The sequence below is a fragment of the Microbacterium sp. Cr-K32 genome (assembly GCF_000708345.1).
Classification (GTDB): domain Bacteria; phylum Actinomycetota; class Actinomycetes; order Actinomycetales; family Microbacteriaceae; genus Microbacterium; species Microbacterium maritypicum_A.
On sequence record NZ_JARD01000002.1, the window covers coordinates 1 to 2,054 of the forward strand.

General features: G+C 71.3%; 1 protein-coding gene and 2 pseudogenes. All 3 read right to left on the reverse strand.

The features are described from left to right. A pseudogene (locus GZ64_RS19795) lies at positions 1–598 on the reverse strand (FHA domain-containing protein); the annotation flags it as partial. Further along, positions 598–1,413, reverse strand: coding sequence for a PP2C family protein-serine/threonine phosphatase (locus GZ64_RS0100010; RefSeq protein WP_021198482.1), 816 nt, complete (start codon positions 1,411–1,413; stop codon positions 598–600). The pseudogene GZ64_RS19795 and the gene GZ64_RS0100010, both read right to left, overlap by 1 nt. Further along, positions 1,410–2,054: pseudogene (locus GZ64_RS19920) on the reverse strand (FHA domain-containing protein); the annotation flags it as partial. The gene GZ64_RS0100010 and the pseudogene GZ64_RS19920, both read right to left, overlap by 4 nt.

The following is a 2,054-nucleotide window of genomic DNA, read 5'->3' on the forward strand; positions in this document are numbered from 1 at the left end:
GCTCGGGTGCGGGCTCCGGCTCGGGTGCGGGCTCGGGCTCCGCTTCGGGCTCCGGCACGACCGGCTCGGCGGCGACGGCCTCGGGCAGAGCCGGTTCCGAGAGCACGGCGCCGACCACGGGCGACGGCCCGAGCACGGAGGTGAGCGGATCGGCGTCGCTCGGCTCGAGCTCGGCGCTCACGGCCGCGGCACGCACGATGCCGCTCTGCACGGGCAGGCCGTCGGCGTCGGTCGGGGCCTCGACGGTGATCTCGATCTTCGACGCACCGCCGAGGAATCGCTCGTTCCAGGTCGTGACCTCAGCGCCGGACAGCTCGAACGAGTCGGTCGGGGTCGCGACCTGGGCGGAGACCGCGCCTCGCAGGGCGATGCGCACATCGGCACCTTCGGCGACGGCGGCGACGAAGGACGGCAGCGACGTGAACGAGCCTCCCGCGTGTGCGGTGAGCACATCGACGACCGTCGCGAGCGTCTTCTCCTCCGGCATCCGCTCCCACAGCCGCGCGACGACATCGCCCGGGACGTCGGGGGGCAGCGCGACGAGCGCTCCCGGGATGACGATCAGGTACCACTGTCCCGGTCGGTAGATGGTCTGCATCAGCGAACCCCTCCTGCTGCGGCTTCTCGTGGACGTGTGTCCTGGTCGATGTCCGTGTCGGTGGCCATCAGCGTGCCCGGCCGTGAGGCGACGGAGACGGCATCGACGACGAGGACGGTGATGTTGTCCCTGCCCCCGGCGCTGACGGCCTCGTCGACGAGCACATCAGCGGCCCGCTGCGGATCCGACTCGGCGTTCAGAACCTCGCGGATGCGCGCGTCCGGCACCTCGGAGGTGAGTCCGTCGGAGCACACCAGGATGCGGTCGCCCAGTTCTGCGGGGAACATCCAGTAGTCGGCGTCTCCCGTGCTGCTCGCGCCGATGGCCCGGGTGATGATGTTGCGGCGTCGATCGGAGACGGCGTCCTCGGTCGTGAGCTCGCCCGACTCGATCAGCTCCTGCACCACGGAGTGGTCGACGCTGATCTGCTCGAGCTCGCCGTCGGCGAAGCGGTAGGTGCGCGAGTCTCCGATGTTGAGCGCGAGCCAATACCCCATGCCGTCGACGGACGCGATCACCACTCCGCTGAGAGTGGTCCCCGCGCGGCCGTTGCCGGAGGTGGACAGCTCCTCCACGCTCTCCCTCGAGAGCGACAGCGCGTGGCGGACATCGTCGAGCACGAGCGCCGAACGTCCGATGTACCGCGCGAACTCGGCGATCACGGCGGCGCTCGCGCGCTCTCCGGCCTCGTGGCCACCCATTCCGTCGGCGACCAGGAAGATCGGAGCGGCCGCCAGATGTGCGTCCTCGTTCAGCGCACGCCGAAGCCCCGGATGCGTCGCGGATCCGGTCGAGACGATGAGTCCCGGCCTCACGCGTAGCCGCCGATCGTGACGATGCGGTCGCCGATCTCGATGGCGTCGCCCAGACGCACGGGCACGCGCTGCCCCGCGGGGCAGGCGATCCGCTGTCCTGCGCGCACGATGGTCATGCCGTTCGTGGAATGGCGATCCATCACCCACCCGCCCGACGTCTCCGCTGCGGCCTCGAAGTGCGTCTTCGAGAGGGAGAGCGTCTCGTCGCGCACGGGGACGAGCGTGGCTCCCTCTTCCGGGGCAGGGTTGCGCCCGAACACCGTGCGTCGTGAGACGGATACTCGCGTGCCGTCATCCCAGGTGAAGACGAGGCGATGCCCCGGAACACTGATCCTGGTGTCCTCGAGATCGTCCTCCTCGACGACCGCCGAGGAGGGAGCCGCAGGAACAGCCGAGGCGTCCGGGACAGGCGCGGCTGCCGGCACCGGGGGCACTGGCGGCGCAGGCGGTGCGACGGGAGCCACCGGGTGCTGCTGGATGGTCGCGTCGATCTCGGGTTCGGGCTCCACCGCCGGCGCGGACCGCACGGGGGCGTCCTGCGTGATGCCGGGAACGAAGGCGATGAGCGATCCCGCCTCGGGGACGGGCGCCGCGGGGGCGGCCGGTCGCGGAGGGATGGAGGCCGGTGCCGGAGAGGCGGG